Annotated in this window: 14 protein-coding genes and 1 pseudogene; 7 read left to right on the top strand and 8 right to left on the bottom strand. The window is 70.9% G+C overall.

Going from position 1 to position 22089, the window contains the following annotated elements:
* Window positions 1-36: 36 nt before the first annotated feature.
* Entirely contained in the window at window positions 37-972 is a 936-nt protein-coding gene (locus AB0877_RS30425; protein WP_366613108.1) for a carbohydrate kinase, read from the bottom strand.
* A gap of 114 nt (window positions 973-1086) precedes the next feature.
* Window positions 1087-2262 (bottom strand): XdhC/CoxI family protein, encoded by a 1176-nt coding sequence (locus tag AB0877_RS30420; RefSeq protein ID WP_366613106.1) that lies wholly within the window; start codon window positions 2260-2262, stop codon window positions 1087-1089.
* 368 nt (window positions 2263-2630) lie between these two features.
* Between AB0877_RS30420 and AB0877_RS30415 the strand changes: the two genes are divergently transcribed.
* Window positions 2631-3710, top strand: a complete 1080-nt coding sequence (locus AB0877_RS30415) for a lytic polysaccharide monooxygenase (RefSeq protein WP_366613149.1) — start codon at window positions 2631-2633, stop codon at window positions 3708-3710.
* 124 nt (window positions 3711-3834) lie between these two features.
* Here AB0877_RS30415 and asnB read toward each other — a convergent pair whose 3' ends face one another.
* Entirely contained in the window at window positions 3835-5796 is a 1962-nt protein-coding gene (gene asnB / locus AB0877_RS30410) for an asparagine synthase (glutamine-hydrolyzing) (RefSeq protein WP_366613104.1), read from the bottom strand.
* Window positions 5797-5928: 132 nt separating this feature from the next.
* Here asnB and AB0877_RS30405 point away from each other — a divergent pair, with 132 nt between their 5' ends.
* The 3 genes from AB0877_RS30405 (at window position 5929) to AB0877_RS30395 (ending at window position 11802) form a co-directional block, all read left to right on the top strand.
* The gene (locus tag AB0877_RS30405) at window positions 5929-7410 is read left to right on the top strand and encodes an aminopeptidase P family protein (RefSeq protein ID WP_366613102.1); all 1482 of its coding nucleotides are present in this window, start codon (window positions 5929-5931) and stop codon (window positions 7408-7410) included.
* Window positions 7411-7964: 554 nt separating this feature from the next.
* Window positions 7965-9875, top strand: coding sequence for a hypothetical protein (locus tag AB0877_RS30400; protein ID WP_366613100.1), 1911 nt, complete (start codon window positions 7965-7967; stop codon window positions 9873-9875).
* A 292-nt stretch (window positions 9876-10167) separates the two neighbouring features.
* On the top strand, window positions 10168-11802 hold the full coding sequence (locus tag AB0877_RS30395; protein WP_366613098.1) for a hypothetical protein: 1635 nt from the start codon (window positions 10168-10170) through the stop codon (window positions 11800-11802).
* Window positions 11803-11883: 81 nt separating this feature from the next.
* On the opposite strand, the gene pulA is transcribed toward AB0877_RS30395, so the two are convergent.
* From pulA to AB0877_RS30370, 5 genes are all read right to left on the bottom strand, one after another.
* Entirely contained in the window at window positions 11884-17379 is a 5496-nt protein-coding gene (gene pulA / locus AB0877_RS30390; protein ID WP_366613096.1) for a pullulanase-type alpha-1,6-glucosidase, read from the bottom strand.
* A 108-nt stretch (window positions 17380-17487) separates the two neighbouring features.
* Window positions 17488-18180: a cellulose binding domain-containing protein gene (locus tag AB0877_RS30385; RefSeq protein ID WP_366613094.1), complete on the bottom strand. Its 693-nt coding sequence runs from the start codon at window positions 18178-18180 to the stop codon at window positions 17488-17490.
* Window positions 18181-18369: 189 nt separating this feature from the next.
* A complete protein-coding gene (locus AB0877_RS30380) occupies window positions 18370-19044 on the bottom strand; it encodes a hypothetical protein (protein ID WP_366613092.1) in 675 nt (224 codons plus the stop codon).
* A 98-nt stretch (window positions 19045-19142) separates the two neighbouring features.
* Window positions 19143-19532, bottom strand: coding sequence for a hypothetical protein (locus AB0877_RS30375; protein WP_357234833.1), 390 nt, complete (start codon window positions 19530-19532; stop codon window positions 19143-19145).
* Window positions 19533-19569: 37 nt separating this feature from the next.
* Window positions 19570-20385, bottom strand: a complete 816-nt coding sequence (locus tag AB0877_RS30370) for a hypothetical protein (RefSeq protein ID WP_366613090.1) — start codon at window positions 20383-20385, stop codon at window positions 19570-19572.
* Window positions 20386-20404: 19 nt separating this feature from the next.
* Here AB0877_RS30370 and AB0877_RS30365 point away from each other — a divergent pair, with 19 nt between their 5' ends.
* The 3 genes and pseudogenes from AB0877_RS30365 to AB0877_RS30355 form a co-directional block, all read left to right on the top strand.
* Complete coding sequence (locus AB0877_RS30365) at window positions 20405-20593, top strand: hypothetical protein (RefSeq protein WP_366613155.1); 189 nt, start codon at window positions 20405-20407, stop codon at window positions 20591-20593.
* A gap of 65 nt (window positions 20594-20658) precedes the next feature.
* Window positions 20659-21381: a hypothetical protein gene (locus AB0877_RS30360; RefSeq protein WP_366613087.1), complete on the top strand. Its 723-nt coding sequence runs from the start codon at window positions 20659-20661 to the stop codon at window positions 21379-21381.
* Between the two features lie 513 nt (window positions 21382-21894).
* A pseudogene (locus AB0877_RS30355) lies at window positions 21895-22089 on the top strand (hypothetical protein); the annotation flags it as partial.

Below are 22089 nucleotides of genomic sequence, written 5' to 3'. Positions count from 1 at the left end.
GGGAAAGGGGCGCGGGGGCCAGGGGGTACGGCGAGGTTAGGGGTTGAAGCGGTTCTGGACGGCTGCGCGGGTGGGCATGGCGGTGGCGCCGCCCGGGGATTCGCAGACCAGGCCGGCCACCCGTAACGCGAAGGCCACCCGGTCGACCCAGCCCGACGGGCTGTCCGGCTCGCCGTCGACGAGCAGGTCGGCGATCAGCGCGGCCATCACCGAGTCACCCGCGCCGGTGGCATCGATCGCGTTGACCTTGGGGGCGGGCACCCGGACCGGGTCGGCGGTGGCGGCGGCCAGCACCGCACCGGCCGCGCCGAGCGTCACGACCACCGTGGCCGCCCCCAACTCACGCAGGTACGCCGCCACTCCCTCGACGGGCTCACCGGGATAGAGCAGCACCGCGTCGGCGGCGCTGAGCTTGACCAGGTGCGCGCCGGCGGCGAACTCGGCCACCACCTCCCGCAGCCCTTCCAGCGCGCCCGGCCCGTTCAGCAGCCGGGGACGTACGTTCGGGTCGAAGACCCGCAGGCCGGCGGCGAGCGACCAGGCACGGCGGGCGGCGGCCAGCGTGTCGGGTCGGAGCAGCACGATCGAGCCGCAGTAGAGCACGTCGGCGCCCTCCAGCAACGCCAGGTCCAGATCGTCGGGGCCGAGCAACCCGTAGGAGGGCGGCTCGCCGTAGAAACGGAAGTCCGGCTCCGGCCCGGCGTACGTGACGACTGCGAGCGTCGTCGGCGCCGGGACCGTGATCGCACCGGCCACCCCGACGTCGGCCGCGGTGAGGAAGGCGCGGATCCGACCGCCCAGCGCGTCGTCCCCGAGCGAGCCGACGAACTGTGCCGCACCCCCCAGGCGGGCCACCCCGACGGCGACGTTCAGCGGCCCGCCGCCGATGGTCTGCCGATAGACCCGTTCCCCGTCGAGCTCGCTGTCGAGAAGGTCGACGAGCGCCTCACCGAGCACCACCGCGTATCCCATGCCGATCCTCTCGTCCCCGCCACCGGCTGCCGATCGCCGATCCGATCACCGTGGCACCAGGCTGGCACAGCGCACGGCCCGATGGGCGGCGAAGGCCGCCCACCGGCGGGCGCGCTACCCCGGCTGGTGGATCGGCCCGTCGAGGTCCGCGAGGGGGCGACCGGTGCCGCCCCACCGGGCCGCGACGATCTGCGCGGCCACACTCACAGCGGTCTCCTCGGGGGTACGACCACCGAGGTCCAACCCGATCGGGGAGGCGAGCCGGGCGAGTTGCGCCGGGCTGAGCCCCGCCTCGCTGAGCAGCTTGTGTCGCTCGTCGTGGGTACGTCGTGAGCCCATCGCGCCCACGTACGCCATCCGGTGGCGCAGCGCCAACTCCAGCAACGGCACGTCGAACCTGGGGTCGTGGGTGAGCACGCACACCACCGTCCGCTCGTCGAGCCGATCGGCCGCCAACTCGGTACGCAGGTAGCGGTGCGGCCACTGCACCACCACCTCGTCCGCCTCGGGAAAGCGCCGTGCGGTGGCGAAGACCGGCCGGGCGTCGCAGACGGTGACCCGGTAGCCGAGGAACGCGCCGATCCGGGCCACCGCGGCGGCGAAGTCGATCGCACCGAAGACGATCATCCGGGGCGGGGTGGCGTACGCGGTGACGAAGAGGCTGACGCCGCCGCCTCGGCGCTGCCCGTGGTACCCGTACCGGAGCATGCCGCTGTGCCCGGCGGCGAGCAGCCCGAGGGCGTCGGCGCCGGCCGCGTCGTCGAGCCGGTCGTCGCCGAGCGAGCCGACGGACCGCTGGCCGGTCAGCACCAGCCGACGGCCGAGCCGACGGGCCGGGTCGGTCGGCCCGGTGCGCGGTGAAATGCCGACGCCGACGGGTGGATCGTCGCCCACGTCGGCGGCCACGCAGGTGACGATCGCCGCCGGGTGGCCACCGCTGCGGGCCGCGGCGACCGCGTCCAGCGCCGGCACGGCGCTCGCGTCGACGCGCTCCACGAACACGTCGAGGATGCCGCCGCAGGTCAGGCCCACTGTGTACGCGTCGTCGTCGCTGATCCCATAGCGGCACAGCTCGGGTTGACCGGTGTCGAGCACACGGCGGGCCCGTTCGTAGAGATCGGCCTCGACGCAGCCGCCGGAGACGCTGCCGATGACCGTGCCGTCGGTGGCGACCACCATGGCGGCGCCGGGTTGCTGCGGGGCGGAGTGCCAGGTGGCCACCACGGTGGCCAGCGCGACCGCCTCGCCGTCGCGGCACCGGCGGTGCACCTCGTCGAACACGTCCGGCACCGGCGGCCGCCTCTCCGTCCCTGCTCCCCGTACGCAGGATATGACGTCCCACGACGACCGGCGGGTCTTCTTACGCATCGAGGAATGACCATTGCGCTCGGTCGCCGCGGCGTGGTGGGATGACGCGTACCGGGCGGTGCGAGGGCTGCGGCGCCGCCGGTTGCCGGGTTGGTTAGACGCGAGGGCACCGGTCCAGGACAGGACCGTCGACGGCGCACGTCCACCGGCTGTTTCCCGCCGGGGCACGTCGCCGTGATCGTCGCACCGCTCACGACAGCGGGGCGATCACGCCACATCCCACCCGATTGCGGCGGGGCGGCTCAGCCAGCGCCCCTCGCGAGTCAGGAGAACCTGTGAACCGTTCCCGTATGGCCGCCTTGCTCACCGCGGCCATGACCCTCGCGCTCGGCGCTGTCGCCCTGGCGTCCACTCCACAGCCGGCCGCCGCGCACGGCGCGGCGATGACGCCCGGCAGCCGGACCTACCTGTGCTGGCAGGACGGCCTCAGTACGACCGGTGAGATCAGGCCGACCAACCCCGCGTGCTCCGCCGCCGTCGCCCAGAGCGGGACGAACTCGCTCTACAACTGGTTCAGCGTGCTGCGCTCGGACGCGGGCGGCCGGACCACCGGCTTCATCCCGGACGGGCAACTGTGCAGCGGTGGCGCCACCGGTTTCCGCGGCTACGACCTGCCCCGCACCGACTGGCCGCTGACCCACCTGACCGCCGGGGCGCGGTTGGACTTCAAGTACAGCAACTGGGCGCACCACCCGGGCACGTTCTACTTCTACGTGACGAAGAACAGTTGGAGCCCGAACCGGGCCCTGGCCTGGAGTGACCTGGAGGAGCCGTTCCTGACGGTGACCAACCCGCCGCAGCGCGGGTCGGTCGGCAGCAACGACGGGCACTACTACTTCAGTGGCAACCTGCCCTCGGGCAAGAGCGGCCAGCACATCATCTACTCCCGCTGGGTCCGCTCGGACTCACAGGAGAACTTCTTCGGCTGCTCCGACGTGGTCTTCGACGGTGGCAACGGCCAGGTGACCGGCATCCGGGGCGGCACGACGTCGCCGACCCCCACGCCGACCACGCCGACGCCGGGTCCGACCGACCCGCCGCCGACCACCACCCCGCCGCCGGCCGGCGGTAGCTGCGCGGCCAGCTACAAGACGACGAGCTCCTGGCAGGGCGGCTTCCAGGGCGAGGTCACGATCACGAACAACAGCAGTTCGGCGATCTCCGGCTGGACCGCCAGCTGGACCTGGCCCAACGGCCAGTCGATCAGTCAGATCTGGGGTGCCACCCAGACGACGTCCGGCTCGTCGGTGACAGCGACGAACGTCAACTACAACGGCACTGTCGCACCGTCGGGAACCGCGACGTTCGGCTTCCTGGGCAGCTCCACAGGGACCAACGGCGCCCCCACGGTGAGCTGCGCCGCCCGCTGAACCCCCCGCCCCAATAGTTGATCAAGAGGTTTGCGTCACCGGAACGGCTCCGAGTGACGCAAACCTCTTGATCAACAGGGTCGGGCAGGGTCGGGCAGGGTCAGAGTTGGGCGGGGGCGGCCGGTCAGCGGACCATGGAACCGACCACCGGCTTCGTGAGCAGGGCGGACTGGTTGCGCTGGATACCCGGGTCGAGGGTCTTGGCCACGAAGATCGCGTGCCAGATGCAGAAGATCAGCACCGTCCACACCTTGCGGGAGTGGTCGGCCTCCTCCCGCTTGTGCTCGTCGAGCAGCCGCAGCGCGTACGACAGGTCCAGCAGGTCACCCGCGCCCGAGGTGCTCAGCACGTGCCGGGCCCACTCGTACATCTCGCCGCGCAGCCAGACCCGGGTGGGGGTCGGGAAGCCCAGCTTCTTGCGGTTGACGATGGCTGGCGGCACGACACCCTGCAACGCCTGACGCATCGCGTACTTGGTGGCGTCGGAGCGCGGCGGCAGCTTCAGGTCGACCGGAATCTTCGCCGCGACGTCGAAGACCTCGCGGTCGAGGAACGGCACCCGCACCTCCAGCGAGTGCGACATCGAGATGCGGTCGGCCTTGACCAGGATGTCGCCGCGCAGCCAGGTGTAGAGGTCGACGTACTGCATCTTGGTGACGTCGTCCAGCTCCGTGCACTCGGCGTAGATCGGGGCGGTGACGTCCGTGTAGCGCACCGAGGGGTCGTAGCGGCGCATCAGCTGCTGCTTCTCCTCCTCGGTGAACATCCGGGCGTTGCCGTAGTAACGCTCCTCGATCGGGGTGGTGCCGCGCTCCAGGAAGCTCTTGCCCTTGACCCCCTGCGGAATCGCCTTGGAGACCGCGCGCAGCCCCTTCTGCACACCGCCGGGCAGACCGTTGACGGTGCCCAGCGACAGCGGCTCCCGATAGATGGTGTAGCCGCCGAAGAACTCGTCCGCGCCCTCACCGGAGAGCACTACTGTGACGTGCTCGGCGGCCTTCTTCGCCACGAAGTAGAGCGGTACCAGCGCCGGGTCGGCCACCGGGTCGTCCAGGTGCCAGACGATCTTCGGCAGCGCGTCGATCATGTCCTGCGGACCGATCTTGGTGGGGATCGTGGTGACGTCGAGGTGCCGGGCCGAATCCTGGGCGACGTCGATCTCCGAGTAGCCCGGCACGTCGTAGCCGACGGTGAAGGTCAGGATGTTCGGGTTGAACTCCCGGGCCAGCGCCACCACCGCCGTGGAGTCGATGCCGCTGGACAGGAACGAGCCGACCGGCACGTCGGAGCGCATGTGCATGCGCACGCTCTCCCGCAGCGTCTCGCGGATCTCGTGGTAGAGCCGCTGCTCGTCGTCGACCGGCGCCGGCCGGAACACCGGCCGGTACCAGCGGCGTACGTCGATCCGACCGCCCGGGGTCCAGTTCAGGTACTCCCCGGAGCCGATCCGGCTGATGCCCTTGTGCAGGGTGCCGGGCTCGGGGACGTACTGCAGGGTCAGGTAGTGGCTCAGGTTCGCCGTGTCGACGCCCGCGTCGCCCTGGTAGTTGCTGTGCGCGAACGGCAGCAGCGCCTTCTTCTCCGAGGCCAGGTAGAGGCCGTCGGCGGTCTCCAGGTAGTGCATCGGCTTGATGCCGAAGTAGTCGCGGGCACCGAACGCCCGCCGTTCCTGCCGGTCCCAGATGACGAACGCGAACATGCCCCGCAGCCGGGTGAGGACCTGCTCACCCCAGTAGTGGTAGCCCGCGACGATCACCTCGCCGTCACCGGCGGTGGCGAACTGGGCACCGAAGTTTCTGATCAACTCCTCGCGCAGCTCGATGTAGTTGTAGATCTCGCCGTTGAAGGTCAGCAGGTAACGGCCGTTCGCGTAGGGCAGTGGCTCGTGGCTCGACGCGACGTCGATGATGGCCAGCCGCTTGTGGGCGAACACGCCGTCCGCGTACCGGCCGGAGGCGTCGCCGACCACCTCGACCCCGGTCTCGTCGGGGCCGCGGTGGTGCAGGCATTCCAACGCTCCGGCGATGTGGTCGCGATGCGCCGCGGCGTTGCCGTTCGCGCTGAAGAAGGCCAGAAGTCCGCACATGGTGGCCATCTTTCCACGCGCGATGTCGGCCCCTGCAGCCGTCCGTCGATCCACCCGGGTGCGAGGGGGCGTCACCGCCAACCGGACGCGCGGTACCGTCGGGACCAGCAACGAAGCGGAGGGAGCGGCGCAATGACCGAGGGACAGACCGACGGTACGCCGACGGACGGTACCGAATCGCACGATCCGGACTTCCCGGAGGCGTTCCTGTCCTTCATGCGGCAGGGTTGGAGCGACACCGCGCTTCCCGTGACGCCCCGCCCGGAGACGCCCAACTACGCCAAGCGGCGGGCGGCCCTCTCGGCGGCGTTCCCCGGCGAGACGCTCGTGATCCCCACCGGCACCGAGAAGGTCCGGGCCAACGACACCGACTACCCGTTCCGGCCGGGCAGCGACTTCGCCTACCTCACCGGCGACCACGACGCCGACAGCGTGCTGGTGCTGCGCCCGAACGGCTCGGGGCACGACGCGACGCTCTACATGCGGCCCCGGTCCTCCCGGGAGACCGACGAGTTCTTCCGCAGCCGCAACGGCGAGCTGTGGGTGGGCCGGCGGCACACCCTCAGCGAGAAGTCGACCGAGCTGGGCCTGCCGACCGCCGACCTGACCGGTCTGGACGCCACGCTCGCCGACCTGGCTCCGGGGCGTACCCGGGTGCTGCGCGGTTTCGACGCCCAGGTGGACGCGGCCGTCCGCCCCTACGACGGGCCCCGCACCGAGGGCCAGCCGGCCCGGGACCGCGAGCTGGCCATCGCCATCTCGGAGATGAAGCTGGTCAAGGACGAGTGGGAGATCGGCCAACTCCAGGACGCGATCGACGCCACCGTACGCGGCTTCGAGGACGTCGCCCGGATCCTGCCGGCCGACCGGGCGGTGTCCGAGCGGCTGCTGGAGGGCGTCTTCGCGCTGCGGGCCCGCCACGACGGCAACGACGTCGGGTACAGCTCGATCGTCGGTGCCGGCGAGCACGCCACGATCCTGCACTGGGTGCACAACCACGGCGCCACCCGACCTGGTGACCTGCTGCTGATGGACATGGGCGTCGAGGGCCGCAACCTCTACACCGCCGACGTCACCCGGGTGCTCCCGGTGAACGGTCGGTTCACCGCCCTGCAACGCCAGGTCTACGACATCGTGTACGCCTCGCAGCAGGCCGGCATCGAGGCCATCCGCCCCGGCGTGACGTTCAAGGACGTCCACCTGACCTGTATGCGGGTCCTTGCCGAGGGCCTGTCCGACCTGGGCCTGCTGCCGGTGAGCGTGGACGAGGCGATGGACGAGAAGTCGACCGTCTACCGGCGGTGGACGCTGCACGGCTTCGGCCACATGCTCGGCATCGACGTGCACGACTGCTCCAACGCCCGCAAGGAGACGTACCGCGACGGTGCGCTGGGCGAGGGTTACGTGCTCACCGTCGAGCCCGGTCTGTACTTCCAGCCGGAGGACGAGCTGGTCCCCGCCGAGCTGCGGGGTGTGGGCATCCGGATCGAGGACGACGTGCTGGTCACCGCAACCGGCGCTGTCAACCTCTCGGCCGGGCTGCCCCGCACCTCCGACGAGGTCGAGACCTGGCTGGCCGAGCAGCGCGAAGCCGGCCCCCGCCTGCCCGGCTGACCGGCCGACCGCCAGACCAGGGTGAGCCGCCCGCTCGCCTGACCCGCCAGACCCGTCTGGCCGGCTGGCCCGTCTGATCCGGCTGAGCCGCCCGCTCGGCTGACCCGCCAGACCAGGCTGACCAGCCAGTGCCCTCGCTGGGGGCGCTGGCGGGTCACGCTCCGCCCCTGGCCGCCTGTCCCCTCGCTGAGGGCCGGCGGCCAGGGGCTTTTGTCGTGATCAACTCGGTTTCCGTGAAGTCGCGCTGTCCCGCTCGCCCGGATGCCGCGTTTTCAGCGGAGCCGAGTGGATCACGCCCGGAGCGCGGGCACCGTTCGGCATCCGTCGACCTGACGGCCCGGTGTTTGGCGCTGCTCAGGTCTTTCCTGCCAGCCCGGACCGGTTGGCCGCCTCTCAGCTGACCTGCGCTGAATGCGTGGTTATCTCGGATACGTCCGCATCGCGAAGATGGTTCTCATACGGTGAGGATCAGAGGCTACAACCCATTTGTAGCTGGTCGTGGCGCCTCGGGCGGTGCGATCCCGTCTGGTAGCAGGAAAGGGCGGAAGGCTCTGATGTCCAACGACGTAACGAGTACCGACGGCGGGGCCTTGACAGCTCCGCCACCACGGCGAAGGCGGGCGCTCTGGGTCGCCGGCGTAGCCGGGCTGACCGGCGTGGTCGGCCTGGCGGCCCTCGGCGGCGTCGCCGCTCGGGACGACAAGCCCAAGTCCGACCAGGTGTCGGACGCGCAGCCATCGACCAACCGGCAGAACGTCAGCGACGACGGCGGCGCGGACAAGGGCGGCGCCAAGGACGACGGTGGTCAGGACGACGAGTGGGGCGGCGATGACTGGAGCGGCTTCGACGACCGGTCCGGCAAGGACGGCAAGGATCGCGAGGACGGCAAGCACGACGAGAAGGACCGCACCAGGCAGGTCCCCTGCGACTCCGACAAGCTGATCCAGGCGATCACGTTCGCCAACAACGACGACGGCGGCGTGCTGGAGCTGGCCCGGGGCTGCACCTACACCCTGACCCGCAACCAGGACGGCAACGGCCTTCCGGTGATCACCGAGCGCATCACCCTCAAGGGCGAGCACACCACCATCGGCCGCGAAGCCACTGCCGACTACTTCCGCATCCTCAACGTCGGGGCCGGTGGTCACCTCACCCTCAAGGGCCTGAGCATCAGGGGTGGCCAGACCCTTCAGTTCCCGACAGCCGCCGATCCGGCGACGGTCTGGGCCCCGTACTCGGCCCAGGTCCGCCCGACCAGGGCCACGCCACCGGCGACGGCACCCGTCGCGAAGCCGACGACCGCTGCCGCGCCCGGCGCCAAGCCAGCGGCAGCGAAGCCGGCAGCAACCGCTGCCAAGCCGGCCACCAAGGCAGCGCCAGCCAAGCCGGCCACGAAGGCAGCGCCTGCCAAGGCCACCGCCAAGGCAGCGCTCACCACAACAGCCACCAAGCCGGCCGCGACGGCAGCGCCAGCCAAGCCCGTGGCGGCAGCACCAAAGGCGGCCCCGACCGCCACCAAGGCTGCCCCGGCCACGCCGGTGGCCGCTACGGCGAAGCCGGCGGGTGCCGCTACGGCGGTCGTGCCGCTGGTGGAGCAGCCTGGGTTCACCGACGGCGCCGGGGTGCTGGTGCAGCCCGGTGGTCGCGCGGAGATCCTGGACAGCGAGTTGCTCTACAACCAGTCCGGCGGCAACGGCGGCGGGTTGGCCAACTTCGGCAGCACCAGGCTCAGCAAGACGACGGTTGCGCACAACACCGCCTTCTTCTTCGGCGGCGGCATCTTCAACGCCGGCGTACTCCAGATCGACGAGTCGAAGATCAAGGACAACACCGGGATCGTCGGCGGCGGCGGCATCTCCAACGGCGCTCCCGACATCTTCACCGAAGACGTGGACGGCGGCTCGGTCTGGGTCTACAAGAGCGAGGTCACCGACAACGAGACGCTCGGCTTCGGTGGCGGCGTCCTGGATGTCGAGGGCACCACGACGTTGCACCAGACGACGGTCAGTGACAACACGGCGGTCCTCGCCGGTGGTGGCGTCGCGGTGGCCGACAGCCAGCTCACCCTCAGGGACGCCTCGGTGGTCAAGAACAGCACCGCCGGCGTGGGTGGCGGCCTGGCGGTGGCCTTCGACAGCGTCGCGACGATCGAGAACAGCAGGATCAAGGACAACACCGCGGGCTTCTTCGGCGCCGGCCTCTACAACGAGGACAGCGTCACCACGCTGCGCGAGAGCGAGGTGACCGGCAACCGGGCCGTCGGCCCGGCCGGCAGCGGCGGCGGCATCTACAACACCGACGGCGGTGAGGTCAGCCTCCACCGGACGAAGGTGACGCACAACTTCGCCACTCTGCCGCCCGGCGGGATCTCCAACGGCCTCTTCAGCCTCGTGCGGCTGGACGACGAGTCCGTCGTGTCCGCCAACCGCCCCACCAACTGCCTGAACGTTCCCGACTGCTTCTGACCGGAACGGGTGGCTGATCCACATAGAGGGTGCGCCCTTCCGAGCCGTGACGGCTCGGAGGGGCGTACCCATTTGGGCAGGTCAGGCGGTTGCGGGCCGGCTTGGGTGGCGTGTGTCGTTCCCGGCCCCACTGGGGGCAACATGAACCGAATGTGGGCTTCTCTCGGATAAGCCCGCGAGGCGAGGAACCTTCTCATACGGTGGTTTTGGGAGCTACAACCGATTTGTAGCAGGGGACGCCCGTCTGACGGCGGCGACCCTGTCTGGTACGAGGAGAGGGCAGAGAGCTCCGATGTCCAACTACCTAACGAACAACGAAGCCTCCGGGCGGGCGACGGCCAAGAGCCGCCGCAAGCTCTGGCTCGCCAGTGGCGTGGCCGGTTTGACGGGCGTGATCAGTCTCGCGGCGGTGGGCGTCGCGGGCAGCGCCGGAGCGGTCGGCCTGAACTGGAACACCGCGCAGGTCAGCAAGGACGGCGACCAGCGGGGTGACGAGGGACGCGACTGGAACAAGGACGAGGACCGGGACAAGGGCCGGGACAAGGACAAGGACCACGAGCGCGGGAAGGAGGTGCCCTGCGACACCGACAAGCTGATCCAGGCGATCGTGTTCGCCAACAACAAGCACGGCGGTGTGCTGGAGCTGGCCAAGGGTTGCACCTACAACCTGACCCGCAACGACTACCAGGGCAACGGCCTGCCGGTCATCACCGAGCGGATCACGCTCAAGGGCGAGCACACCACGATCTCTCGGGAAGCCACGGCGGACTACTTCCGCATCCTCAACGTCGGCGCCGGTGGTCACCTCACCATCAAGGGCCTGACCATCAAGGGTGGTCAGACCCTCGAACTGGAGAACGGCGTCGAGCCGGCCGCGGTCTGGGCGGCCTACTCGGACTCCGAGGCGCTCGCCGCGCAGGTGAAGGCGGGCACCCCGTTGGCCCAGGCGCTCACCGCGCGTCAGGCCAACCCGAAGGCGGGCCTGAAGGCCGCTCCGAAGGTCACCCCGAAGGCCAAGCCGGGCGTCGTCACGCCGCTCGTCCAGCAGCCGGAGGAGAACGACGGTGCCGGGATCCTGGTTCAGCCGGGTGGCACCGCCGAGATCCTGGAGTCCGAGGTCGTCCTGAACCAGTCGGGTGGCAACGGTGGTGGTGTGGCCAACTTCGGCACCACGAAGATCTGGCACAGCACCGTCACCCGTAACACCGCCTTCTTCTTCGGCGGCGGTGTCTTCAACGCCGGGCTGCTCAAGGTCGAGGAGTCGAAGATCAAGGACAACACCGCTGTCATCGGTGGTGGCGGTATCTCCAACGGTGCCGCGGAGATCTTCACCGAGGACGTCGACGGCGGAACGGTCGAGCTCAAGAAGGCCGAGATCACCGACAACGAGACGCTCGGCTTCGGTGGTGGCTACCTCGACATCGAGGGCAACACCACGGCGTACGAGACCAAGTTCGTCTCGAACACCGCGGTTCTCGCCGGTGGCGGTCTCGCTGCGGCGGACAGCCAGCTGAACCTGCACAACGTCACGGTCGAGAAGAACAGCACCGCCGGTGTCGGTGGCGGCGCGGCCATCGCCTTCGACAGCGTGGCCACCTTCGAGAAGAGCAGCATCAAGGACAACACCGCCGGCTTCTTCGGCGGCGGGCTCTTCAACGCCGGCAGCGTCACCACGCTGCGCGACAGCGAGGTCGTCGGCAACCGGGCCGTGGGCCCGATCGGGGTCGGCGGCGGCATCTTCAACATCTTCGGTGAGGTCAACCTGTCGAAGACGAAGGTCGCCCACAACTTCTCCACCTTCGAGCCGGGCGGTGTCTTCAGCTTCTTCGGAGACGTGAACGTGGACGACAAGTCCGCCATCACCGCGAACCGTCCGACCAACTGCCTGGCCATTCCGGGCGCCACGATCGACAACTGCTTCGCCTGATCACCTCCGGGTGACGACGGCGTAGCGCCAGCACAACGGGCCGGCCCCCTTCCGCGAGACGCGGAAGGGGGCCGGTTCACGTCACTTCTGGACGAAGACCGCCACGCTGCGCGCCGGTACGGTGAACGTGCCGGCCGCCCGGTCGAACGAGGCGGTACGCAGCACCGGGTCGGCCGAGTCGACAAGCACCGGGTGCAGTGCCACGTCCGCTCCGCGCAGGCCGGTCACCGTCTGGTCGGCCGCCGACGGGGTGCTGTTGAAGACTACGGTCAGCGACGTCCACGGCCCGCCCAGCCCCCGAGCGTCCAGGGTCATCGTCAGCACGCCCGGCGTCTCCTGTGCCCCGGACAGCGGGAACGCCACCCGCCGCTGCACCTGCTCGGCGGTGGCCAGCCCGAACACCGGCGACGACGCCCGGACGCGCAGCAGCTCGGCGTACCGGGCGTCGGTGGTGGTGATCGCCGCGCAGTCCGGGACCAGCGCCGGGTCGGCCAGCAGCGGCCTCGCGTACGGCCACTTGTCCTCGTTGTCCGGCGCGGGCGGCAGACCCGCGCCGAACCCGTTGCCCTCGGCGCAGTCCCAGCGGATCTGGTTGAACCAGTCACCGGAGTTGTACGAGTTGCGGTCCAGCGACTTCGACCGCAACCGTTCGGTGCCGGCGGTGACGAACCCGGTGCCCTGCCCCAGCACCACAGTGCCCAACGCCAGCACCTGCATCCGGGAACGGTCCGCCGCCGAGGTCGCCTGCGGCAGTTTGTACGCCAACGCGTCGTACAGGATCTCGTTGTCGTGCGCGTCGGCGTAGGTGACGGCCTCCCCGGGCGCTGCGGTGTAGCCGGCCGGGGAGCCGTTGTAGTCGACCTGCGCCCCGGTGACCTCGTGCCCGGCGCTGTCGGTGAACCGGTAGTCGCGCAGGTTGCCGGTGAGCCCCACCTTGATCAAATCGTGGGCGCGCAGCAGGCGGGCCTTCTGCTCGGTCGGCGACCCGTTGACCGGGTCGCCGTTCGGGTCGGTGTAGAGCCCGGAGGCGAAACCCTGCACCCTCGGGTTCTCGTCGAACGGTCCGCCGCCGCGCACGGCGTCGCGCAGCCGGTCGTTGAAGGTGCCGATGCCGGTGCCGGCCATGTTGGCCTGGGTGGCCTGGACGAAACGGGCGTCGTTGGCGACCTCGCCGAAGTTCCAGCCCTCGCCGTAGAGCATGATCGCCTTGCCGTCCACGCCGTCGCGGGCGACGGTCAACCGGTCCAGGGCCGCCCGGACGGCCAGGATGTTCGCCTTCGGGTGGTGGCCCATCAGGTCGAACCGGAAGCCGTCCACCTTGTACTGTCGCGCCCAGGTGACCAGCGAGTCGACCACCAGTTTGCCCATCATGGCGTGCTCGGGGGCGGTGTTGGCGCAGCAGGTGGAGTTGGCCACCGCGCCGTCCTCCAGCAGCCGGTGGTAGTACCCGGGCACGATCTGGTCGAGCACCGACGTGGCGTCGGTGCCGGCCGCCGACGTGTGGTTGTAGACCACGTCCATGACCACCCGCAGCCCGGCGTCGTTCACCCCGGCGACCATCCGCCGGAACTCGGTGGTCCGCGCCGCGCCGACCGGGTCGACGGCGTAGCCGCCCTCGGGCACTGTGTAGTGCAGCGGGTCGTACCCCCAGTTGTAGCCGTCGGTCTCGGCGACCGCCGCCACGCATTTCTGCTGCTCGGCCGAGTCCGGCGGCAGCGTCGCCAGGTCGCAGGCCGGCTGCCGCTGGTCGGCCCGCTTCTCGGGGATCGTCGCGAAATCGAACGCCGGCAGCAGGTGCAGGTAGTTGACCCCGGCATCGCCGAGCTTGCGCAGGTGGGTCATGCCGGCGCTTCCCGGGTCGGTGAACGCGAGGAAGGTCCCCCGCCGCCCGGCCGGCACGGTGTCGTCGGCGATGGAGAAGTCCCGCACTGACAACTCGGTGATCTGCGCCTTCGCGGCCGGCACCGGTGCCGGTTTGCGCAGCGTGCGCCACCCGGGGGGTGCCAGCGCCGGGTCGTTCAGGTCGACGAGCTGGCTGTGCGTGGAGTCGGCGGCGAGAGCCACCGAGTACGGGTCGGTCACCGACGCGGTGACCATCCGCTGCGCCGCGGGCTGCCACGCCCGTACCTCGTACCGGTAGAACGTGCCGGTCCAGGTGTGGTCGCCGCGCACCGACCAGACGCCGGTACGGTCGTCGCGGCGCATCGGCACCGTCTTCGGTGCGGCGGTGGGCGAGTCGAACAGGTGCAGGCGCACGCTGTGCGCGGTCGGCGCCCAGAGCGCGAGGCTCGGCGTCCGCCCCGCGAAGGTGGGCCCGAGCGTGGCGTCGGCCGCCCGGGAGTACACGTCGTCGAGCACGCCGGGGATCTGCACGCCGGTCGCGGCGAGCAGCGCGCCCTCGGCGTCGCGTTCGGTGACCAGCAGCTGCCCCCGCAGCGCCGCCGGGACCGTGGCCAGGTCCGCCCGGTCCAGGGCGAAGCTACGGTACGACCACAGGTGCGGGAACCTGTCGCGTTGGGCCTCGGTGAGCCCGTTGCGCTGCGCCCGCAGCGGCATCGTGGTGTACGTGCCGGTCAGCTCGCCGTCGACCACGCTGACCCCGCCGGTGGGCGCGCTGACCAGCGCGTACGTCTTGCCGTCGGTCGGCGGTGTCTGCCATGCCACAGTGGACCTGTCGATCCAGTGCGCCTTCTGCTTGCTGATGTCGGTGTCTCCGCTGGCGGTGGTGGCCGTCGACGGCAGCAGGCGTCCGGGTGTGGCGGCGAGCAACCACACCTCCCGGCCGGCGCTGACGAAGTCGAGCCGCTGGTCGTCGGGCAGGTCCTTGGTGTCGCCGTTGTGGATGATGTAGTTCAGCCCGGTGGCACCGGCAGCCAGTGGCACCCGGAACACCGCCCCGAACGCGTCGACGGTGCTCGGCAGCAGCGGGGCGGACCACTCGGTCGGGTTGGCCGCGCCGTCCCACAGGTGCAGGCCCCAGCCGTCGTAGTTGCCGTCGGCCCGCCGATAGTGGAGCACGGCGGTGCCCTCCTCGACCGGCGGCTCCGGTTCCCCGGCGGCCGCCTGCCTGCTCGGGTAGATCGCCGGGTCGCCCTGTTTGAGCCAGATCTCGCCGGTCTGGGTGACGTCGATGCTGCGGTCCTGGGCGACGTCCTTCGTACCAGCCTTGTCGACGACCAGGAAGTTCACCGACGTCGCGCCCGGCTTGAGTTTCACCCAGGCGAACCGGCCGTAGGAGTCCTCCCCGGCGAACGGCTGCCCCTTCGGCCACTCGGTGACGTACGCCGGGTCGATGTCCCCCCAGGCGTACAGCCCCCAGTCGTCGTACCCTCCGGCCGGGCGCTGGTAGTGCACCACCGCCCACTCCCGGGAGCTGCCCTGCGGCGGGGTTCCCACGACAGCGGTGGACCGGGCGGTCGCGGTGCGGCCCCGGCCGTCGCGCACCACCGCCTTGTACTCCACCCGGGTGCCGCCGGCCAGTCCGGTCAGGTCGTGCTGCACCGTGTACGGGGCGTGATCGGCGCTGCCCAGCAGTGTCCACCGGCCGCCGGCCACCCGCGCCGCGACGGTGACGGTGGCCAACGGGTCGCCGGTCACCCGGGCGGTGACCGCTGCCCTGGTGGCGACCGCCGCGTCCGGAACCGGGCTGGTGATGGTGATGGTCGGCTTGTCGGCCACCGGTGCGACGGGCCTGCCGGCCCGGTACACCGCCGCCGACAACGGCGGCACGGTGAGGGTCAGTTCGCCGTCCCCGCCAGCGGTGGCGCGGTCGGTGCCGCCGTAGATGCCGGTGAAGGTGGCGCCGGCCGACCAGGTGTCCACCGTGACAGTCTGCGCGGTGTCGGCGTTGTTCACGGCCACCACGTACTCGGTGCGGTCGGACGGGGCGATCCGGGAGGCGGCGAAGACGCCCGGCCCGTCGGCCGCGTACCGGGTGACCTGCACGCCGTCGCGCAACGCCGGGTGGGCCTGGCGCAGCCGGCCCAGGTCGGCAATGGTCCGGTAGAGCGGGTGGGTCGGGTCGAACTGGTCGCTGGCGTGCGTGCGGTCGGTGCCGAGCAGGTCGTCGTCGAGGTAGTCGGCAACCGTCGACGCGAACATGTCCTGCCGGGCGTCCTTGTCCCCGCCGGGGCCGGTGAAGCCCTGTTCGTCGCCGGAGTAGACCACCGGCTGGCCCCGGGTCAGGAACATCAACTGGTGCGCGAGCTGGTCACGACGCAGGTGGCTGGCCGGGTCGCTGCCACCACCGGCGATGAACGAACCGATCCGGCCCATGTCGTGGTTGCCGAGGAAGGTGGTCAACCGACCCGCGTCGGTGTCCCGGGCCGCGTAGAGGTCGTCGCGGGCGTACACGTCGGCGAGCGCCTTCGCGGAACCGGCGCCGGCGGTGAAGCCCCGGGCGGCCTCCTGGAAGGCGAAGTCGAGGGTGGCCGGCAGGCCGCCCTGGCGGACGTAGCTGGAGGTGATCTCCGGGTCGGCGCTGTAGACCTCGCCGAACATGAAGAAGTCCTTCTTGCCGGCCTTCTCCGCGGCCCGCTCGATGCCCTGGCTGAACTGCGGCCAGAAGTCCATGTTGACGTGCTTCACGGTGTCCAACCGGAAGCCGTCGACGCCGGTCGCGCCGATCCAGTCCCCGTACGCCTTGGTCAAACCCCGCACCACCTCGGGACGCTCGGTCCACAGGTCGTCGAGGCCGAAGAAGTCGCCGTACTCGCTGTTCTCGCCCGCGAAGGTGGAGTCACCCCGGTTGTGGTACATGGTCACGTCGTTCAGCCAGGCCGGGACCTTGACGCTCGCGTCCGAGGGGTCGGCGAACGTCGGCGTGTACGGGAAGGACTCCGTGTCGACCGGCGGGAACGCCCGGGAGCCGTCGGCGTAGTTGCGGTCCTCGAACGCCCGGCCCTGCGCGTCGGTGTACGGCGAGGTCGCCTTGTCCACGTACGCGTACCTGTCCTCCGCGTACTTGATCACGTCGGCGGTGTGGTTGACGATCACGTCGAGGTAGATCTTGAGGCCGCGCTGGTGGGCGAGCTTCACCAGCCGCTTCATCTCCTCCATCGTGCCGAAGTGCGGGTCCACCTGGGTGAAGTCGGTGATCCAGTAGCCGTGGTAGCCGGCCGAGATGTCGTTGCCGGCACCCTGCACCGGCCGGTTCTTGAAGATCGGGGCGAGCCAGATGGCAGTGGTGCCCAGCCCCTGGATGTAGTCCAGCTTGTCGATGACGCCCTTGAGGTCGCCGCCGTGGTAGAAGCCCTTGTCGGTCGGGTCGAGGCCGGTCCGTAGCCGGTCGCCGGTGAGGCCGCCCCGGTCGTTGCCGGGGTCCCCGTTGGCGAACCGGTCCGGTAGGACGAAGTAGAACTGCTCGGCTCGGGCAGCGGTGCCGCCGGCCTTCAGCAGCGCCTCGGCGGTGGGTTCGGCACGCCACTGGGTCGCGCCGCCGATCGCGGACGGGGCGTCGTCGGACGGTCGGGGGCCGGCGGCGGCGGGGTGCACGGCGACCGGAGCGCCGACGAGCGTGACGGTGAGCAGGGAGGCAAGGGCCAGCAGGGCGGTGCGCGGTATCGGCGGGGGTCTCATCGACGCCTTCCTCTGGTCGCGGATGGCCGCACGCTAACCCTCGCCGAAACAATCTGCAATACCTTGCAAACATGGTCGCAACAGAGCACGTCCTTGCGGAAGCGTCGGTCAGAGCCCGTTGCAGCGCGCCCCGTCGACAGTGCACTCCCGTGGCGTGGTGGGGGCCCGCTCCATGTGGAACCGCAACGACACCGAACCGCCCGGCGGCACGTCGACCCCACTGACGTACGTGAAGCCGTCGTCGAACTGGCGGATCGTCCCCTGCGGGACGCCCTCCACCCAGGAGGTCACCAGCCGTCCACCGGCGAACTCCAACCGCACCGTCCAACCACGGCTGCGGTTGGACGTGTTGACCATCGCCACCTCGCCGATGAAGCCCCCGTCGAAGCTCTGCACCACCCGGTACCGCCCGATCATCGCCGGTTGCCCCGGCGCGACCCGGCTCGGCGACAGCATCGGCGACGGCTTCCCGGTCGGACCGGCCGTCGGACCGGCCGAGGGTGACCCGGACCCGGCCGCGGCACTCGACGGCAGCCCACTCGCACGGCCGGATATCCCCGGCAGCACCGGCGCCGGAGACGACGCCGAAGTGGACGCGCTCGGCACCGGTGGCACCGACGGCACCGGCAGCGCCGGCGGTTGCGCGCCGTCCGGCGCCGGGCTCCGTCCCCGGTACGCGCCCAGGGCCACGATGAGCAGGACCACCATCACGACGACACCCGCGCCGACCACGACCCAGGGTGACGTGGCGATCGCCACCGGACCGTGCGATGGGCGCGGAACACGGCGCATGCCGGACATGTACCTCCTTCAGCGGACTGTCCGCGCAGCGTAGCGATCGGCGGCCCGGCCCGGAAAGCCTTGGCGGTGCAGCAGTCTGGCGGCGCGGCGGTCCGGCAGAGCGGCGGCGCGGCGGTCCGGCGGCGCGGCGGCGCGGCGGTCCGGCGGCGCGGCGGCGCGGGGCGCTGGCCGCGGCGGTGCGGCGCTGGCTCAGCCGATCCGGCAGTCGACCCCGTTGACAGTGCACTTGACCGGTCGCTGCGCCGAGTCACCCCAGCCGACGCGCAGCCGCAGCGTCCGAGAGTCGCCCGCGTCCAGCGAACGGGTGCCGCGCAGGACGAACTCCCCGTGCCCGCGCCCCCGCACCGAGACGCCCGAGTCGTCACCCACCCGCACAGTCCAGGTGTCGTCGTCGAACACCAATTCCACCTGCCAGTCCGCCGACCGACTCGACTCATTGGCGATCGACAGGACCGCCGCGTCCCCGTCCCAGCCGTTCGAACCGACCTCGTACCGGGCGCTCACCGCTTCTTGCGCCGACGGCGCGATCAGGACGCTCGTCCGCCCCGGAGTCGGCGAGCCGGTGACAGTGGCCCGCGGTGACGGCGTCCGGCTACTGCGTGACGGTCGCGGCGACACCGAGCGCCGCTCCACGGCGGCCGGAGTCGGCCCACCGGTGGCCGACGTGGCGGCCGGCACGGTCGGCAGGAACACCGGAGGCGCGGCCTGCGGCGGCGCGTCCCGCTCCCTGGTGCGAAACGACAGCAGCGCGATCACCAGGAGCACCACCAGCGCGCAGACACCGAGCAGCACCACGATCCACGGCACCGACGCCATCGCCCGCGCCGCCCGCGAATCTGCCGCACCGTCCGGCCGCACCGCCATCAGGTCTCCCCTCGTCCCCCACCGACGCGACAGCGTAGCCAGCGCCGCACGGGCCCGAAACCGGGTGGGTACGGATCGGGCCAACCGGCCCCCGTCGGTCAGCCCGTCCGGACGACAGTGCAGATCAGTGGTCCGTCATCGGAGATACGCAGCAGGTAGCGGTACCGCTCCCCCGGCACCGCCTGCCCTCGGCAGTCCAGGAACTCCCACTCCACCGCCACCATCGTCAACAGCGCGGACACCGCCTGCACGTCCTCGATCCGGGCGTGGGCCGCGACCAACTCCCGGTCCTGGTAGTCGGGTGCGGCGCCCACGAAGGACAGCGCCACCGCCGCCGCGGACGTGAACGAGAAGCTGTAGGTGTCGGCCACCACCAGCCCCGGCAGGGCGTAGCAGCCGGCGATGGCCGGCAGGTCACCCGAGGTCAACGCCACGCCGTACCGGTCGAAGAAGTCGGCCAACGTGTCAAGATCCGTGGAGGCGTTCACGGTCACAGCAATTGCCGGTGACCGCACAGGTCAAACCTCAGCGCCGCGGTACCTGAACCTCGATCTCGGAACCCAACCGGGCGTCAGCGGCCAGACCCAGGTCGTCCCCGCTCCAGAACCGCCCCGGGTCGTACCAGTTTGGACGTCGACCCGCCGGCAGCAACCCCATCGCCTCATAGGTCACCGCCACCACCTCGGCGCAGTACGCCGTCTCCAGCGCCCGGTCCCGCTCCCCCGCCGACCGGGCCGAGCCGACCGCGCCGGAGGGTTTGGCGCGGTCAGCCGGGTTGGCGCGTTCGGTCGGGTTGGTTGGGTTGGGACGGTCAGCGCTGTCGGTCGGGTTGGGACCGGGTGCCGGCTGGCCGAGGCGTGCCAACGCCGACAGCCCACCGAGGTGCGGCAACGCGGGAAGCCGACCGGGACGCGGCAGCGCCGGCACCCGACCCCGCACCCAGCGCCACGCCAACTGGGCGGTCGACGGGAACGGCGTGCCGTCCAGCCGCGCGATCGTCCGCAGCACCGCCTGCTCCATCTCCGCGTCGGCCGGCGGGTCGAGCTGCCGCAACCAGGCCCGCTGGCCGTACCGGTTGGCCCAGACGCAGACCGCGTCCCGCAGGTCGTGCAGCTGGACGCCACGTTGGTGGCTGCCCGACCACAGGTCCGGCAACGACCTGCCCAACTCCGCGTGCCACATCAGCGGCGGCATATCGTCCAGCACCACCGCCATCCCGACGTGGTTCACCGGGCTGTTGGTGGTGAACTGGATCGCCCGGTCCGGCACGCTGCGGCCCCGGAACACCCACACGTCGCCGGTGCGGGTCAACTCGACGGCCTCATCCAGGCTGATGCTCATGAGGGTCTAGCCTAGGCCGATGCGGCAACGAATGCGGTGGTGGAAGGTTCTCGGGCTGGCCGGGCTCGCCGGTGTCGCGGCGTCCGGCGTGGTCATCGCGCGGGCCGAACGGCGTCGGCGGGCGTACACCCCGGAGGAGATCCGGCAGCGGCTGCTGGAGCGGCACGCCCAGGCCAGCGACGCCGCGAAACCCGCTGACCCGACCTGACCCACCGTCCTCTGTAGATCGTCGTCGGGGCAACCGGACAGGTCGATGATCGTTACGATGAGGCGATGACGACGCCCGTCGCACAACGGCCCTTCGTCCTGTCCATCCCGGCCGCGCCGGTCGAACGACACGGCACCGTCGACCTGCACCTGCCCACCCACACCGACCGCGCTCCCGCCGTCGTGGTGGTGCACGGCGCTCCGCTGCCGCCCGACGCTCCCGACCCCCGCGACTGGTTGCTCTACCGCGGCTACGGCACCCTGCTCGCCGCGAGCGGTGCGGTCACCGCACTGGTCAGCTACCAGGTGTCCGACCTGTCCGCGCTGCCCGCCGCAGCCGACGACATCGCCGCGATGGTCGAGCAGGTCCGCGCCGATCCGCGGGTCGACCCCGAGCGGGTGGTGCTGTGGTTCTTCTCCGGCGGCGGCCTCTTCGCGGCCGACTGGCTGCGCGTCCCCCCGGCCTGGCTACGCGGGATCGCACTGACATATCCGCTGCTCATCCCGTTCCCCGGCTGGGAGGTCGACGCCCGCTTCCTGCCGGTCGAGGCCCTCAGCTCCGGCACCGGCGTGCCACTGGTGCTGACTCGCGCCGGTCAGGACATACCGCCGGTCCTGGCCGGTATCGACGCGTTCGTCCCCGCTGCGACCGCCCAGGGCTGGCCGATGCGGGTGATCGAGGTGCCGGACGGGCAGCACTCCTTCGACATCCTCAACCACGGCCCGCAATCCGAGGCAGCCGTCCTGGCCGCCCGCGACGCCGTCCTGGAACTGCTCGACGCACCCTGACCACCCCCGCCCCACCGACGCAACCAGACCGCTCCGCCCCACCTCGGTCGGGTCGGTAGCGGACCGACGAACGGTGCGCACGGGCATGATCCACTCGGGTTCGTTGATGTCGGGGCATCCCCGGCATCGGGACACCGCGACTTCCATGAACCCGAGTGGATCATCCCGGCCTGGCCGCCGTGCCGGCCTTTCCGACCGCGGCAGGCGAGTGGTTTGTCGGGTTCGGGGTGAATGTGGGGTGGTCGGGGCCACCCCGGCGGTGGAATCGGCGGCCGGCCGGGTTCGTTATCCCTGGCAGATCACCGCGACCGTCGAGTCGCAGAGCGCGGGCAGCGGCCCCCTCCGGGAACACCCGCCAGGCCGCCACGGTTACACCCGCGCACGGCCGAGCACCACAACGGCCGGGCCGCCGGGAACACCCGCCAGGCCGCCCCGGTTATATCCCCGGACCGGCCGAGCACCACAGGCAGGTTGATCCCCTCGCGGGCCGGGCGGAATGACCGGCCACCGCGATTGGTTACATCCCGTCCCGACGCCGACCCCCTGTTGCGGGTCGCCGGGCAAGAACTTTCCCCGCGCCACCATCCCCCGCTGTGGTGTGGGTTTCCCCCGAAGGCAGAGGAGCACGCCATCATGCGTACCGATCTGATCCGTAAGACCGCCCTGACCGCCGCTGGGCTCGCGTTCGCCGGTGGTGCGATCGCCGGG

The sequence above is a fragment of the Micromonospora sp. NPDC047644 genome (genome assembly GCF_040704315.1).
GTDB lineage: Bacteria > Actinomycetota > Actinomycetes > Mycobacteriales > Micromonosporaceae > Micromonospora.
Note: the sequence above shows the minus strand (reverse complement) of the source record. Positions and strands in the feature narration are given on the sequence as shown.